General features: G+C 68.2%; 2 protein-coding genes. Both read left to right on the forward strand.

Annotated elements, in window-relative coordinates:
* The coding region (locus tag U9980_RS13475; RefSeq protein ID WP_322768222.1) for a toll/interleukin-1 receptor domain-containing protein at nt 1-276 on the forward strand (276 nt) is incomplete at its 5' end.
* 15 nt (nt 277-291) lie between these two features.
* Nucleotides 292-2107 (forward strand): NACHT domain-containing protein (locus U9980_RS13480; RefSeq protein WP_322768223.1); only part of this gene is annotated, 1816 nt, incomplete at its 3' end.

Consider the following 2107-nt stretch of genomic DNA (forward strand, 5'->3'; position numbering starts at 1 on the left):
GTCGGCGATTCGATCGTGGAGAAGATGAACGCCGGTTTGACGGCGGCGGACTATGTGGTGCTGTGCCTGTCCACGGCGGGTGTGGAGGCGCCGTGGATGCTGCGGGAGTGGGCGCCGACGGTGGCCCGCTGGCTGAACGGTCACGGCGTACAAATGCTTCCGGCGGTGCTGACGGGTGGCGACGCCCCGGCGCTTCTTGCTGATCTGAAGGCAGCGGATCTGACCGCGGACTGGGATGGCGGGGTTGCGGCGTTGCTGGCCGCGATCAACCGGTAGGCCGGTGACGTGCGGATGATCACGGTGCTGATTGCCCACGCGGCCGGCGAGGAGGCGCAGGCGGAGGAGTTGGCCGGACCGTTACGCACGGCTGGTTATGACGTGTGGCATGACGGTGCGGTGTTTGTCGGCGAGTCGGTGACGGCGCAGGCATCCCGGATTCTCAGCCAGCATGGCCCGGTGGTGTTGTGCGGGACGGTGCGGGCGATGGGAACGCGGCTTCCGCGACTGCTGGTGAACGCTGCCCGTGGCCGCGGGTCAACCGTGCGGGTGTTCGCGGTGCATATGGATCAGGAAGCCGACCTGGACAGCGTCACCTTCGATACCCGGGTGGCGGCCTACTGGCAGGACCCGACGAAAGCCGTCGACGAGCTGCTCGCGGCTCTCCGCAAGCACTATCCGCTGGTCCCGGCTGAGGATGCCCGGCGGAAGGAGGCAGGGTCGGCCGACCGGGGCGGGCTGCCGGCGGAGCTGCGGGTCGCGTATCTGGCTCGGGTGGTGGCGCAGTATCGGCGGTTGGATCTGGAGGTGTTGACCCCGGCGGAGCATGAGACGCATCTGCCGGTGCTGGTGCAGTCGGTGTTTGTCCCGCAGGGTGTGCGGGCGGAGCCGCCGCCGGTGGAGTTGTCGAAGGAGTTGTGGCGCCGGCTGGTGGACGCCGGGGAGATCGACGACGCGGATCTGCCGGACGGGGTGGATGCCGACCGTCTGGCACGCGCGCGGGTGGCGTATGCGCAGCGGCCGGTGCGGGCGGTGTTGGACGTGGTGACCGCGGCGGAGAACCGGTTGCTGGTGCTGTTGGGGGATCCGGGGGCGGGGAAGTCGACGTTGGCACGGTTTTTGGTGTTGACGTTGGCCGGGGGTCCGGGTGGACAGCCGCTGGCGGGCATGCAGGGGTGGCTGCCGGTCCTAGTGGAGCTGCGGTCGTTCGCCGATCTGCGGCGGGAGTGCCCGACGTTTCTGGAGTATTTGCAGCGGCTGCATGACACCGACGGTTTGGGGCTGCCGGCGGAGGTGCTGGCTGGCTATCTGCGGGCGGATGGCCGGGCGCTGGTGGTGTTCGACGGGTTGGACGAGTTGTTCGATCCGAAGGAACGGGAGACGGTAGCCCGGCAGATCGCCGGGTTCGCCGCGCGGTATCCCCGGGTGCGGGTGGTGGTGACCTCCCGGGTGATCGGCTATCGGCGGGCGGTGCTGGATGACGCCGGGTTCGGGCATTACACGGTTCAGGACCTCGACGTCGAGCAGATCGGTGTGTTCGTGGACCGCTGGTACCGGCTGGCGTTGCACGATCGGCCGGGTGAGGTTGCGTCGCGGCGGGATCGGCTGCTGGGTGCGGTGGCCGAGTCGGTGTCGATTCGGGAGCTGGCGGGTAATCCGCTGCTGCTGACGATTCTTGCGATTATCGGGCGGCGGCAGGAGTTGCCGCGGGACCGGCGGGCGGTGTATGCCCATGCGGCGAAGGTGCTGGTAGAGCAGTGGGATGTCAACCGGCATCTGCGGGACGCCTCGGTGCCGGCGGACTACATCGATAGTGACGATCGCCGCGAGTTGTTGCGTCGGGTTGCCGCGCGGATGCAGAGCGGTCGGGCGGGGCTGGCCGGGAACCACATCAGTGGTGCGGAGTTGGTGGAGGAGTTCGACAGCTACCTCCGCAGCCGCTATCAACTGGAACCGCCGGTGGCGCGGCGGGCCGCGAAGGCGATGCTGGCCCAGTTCCGGGAACGGAACTTCATCCTGAGCCGGTATGGCGCTGATGTGTACGGGTTTGTGCACCGGGCTTTTCTGGAGTACTTCTGCGCCGATGAGATCGTGCGGAGGTTCCATAGCC

The sequence above is a fragment of the Protofrankia sp. Cr1 genome, from assembly GCF_963555865.1.
Lineage (GTDB): Bacteria > Actinomycetota > Actinomycetes > Frankiales > Frankiaceae > Protofrankia.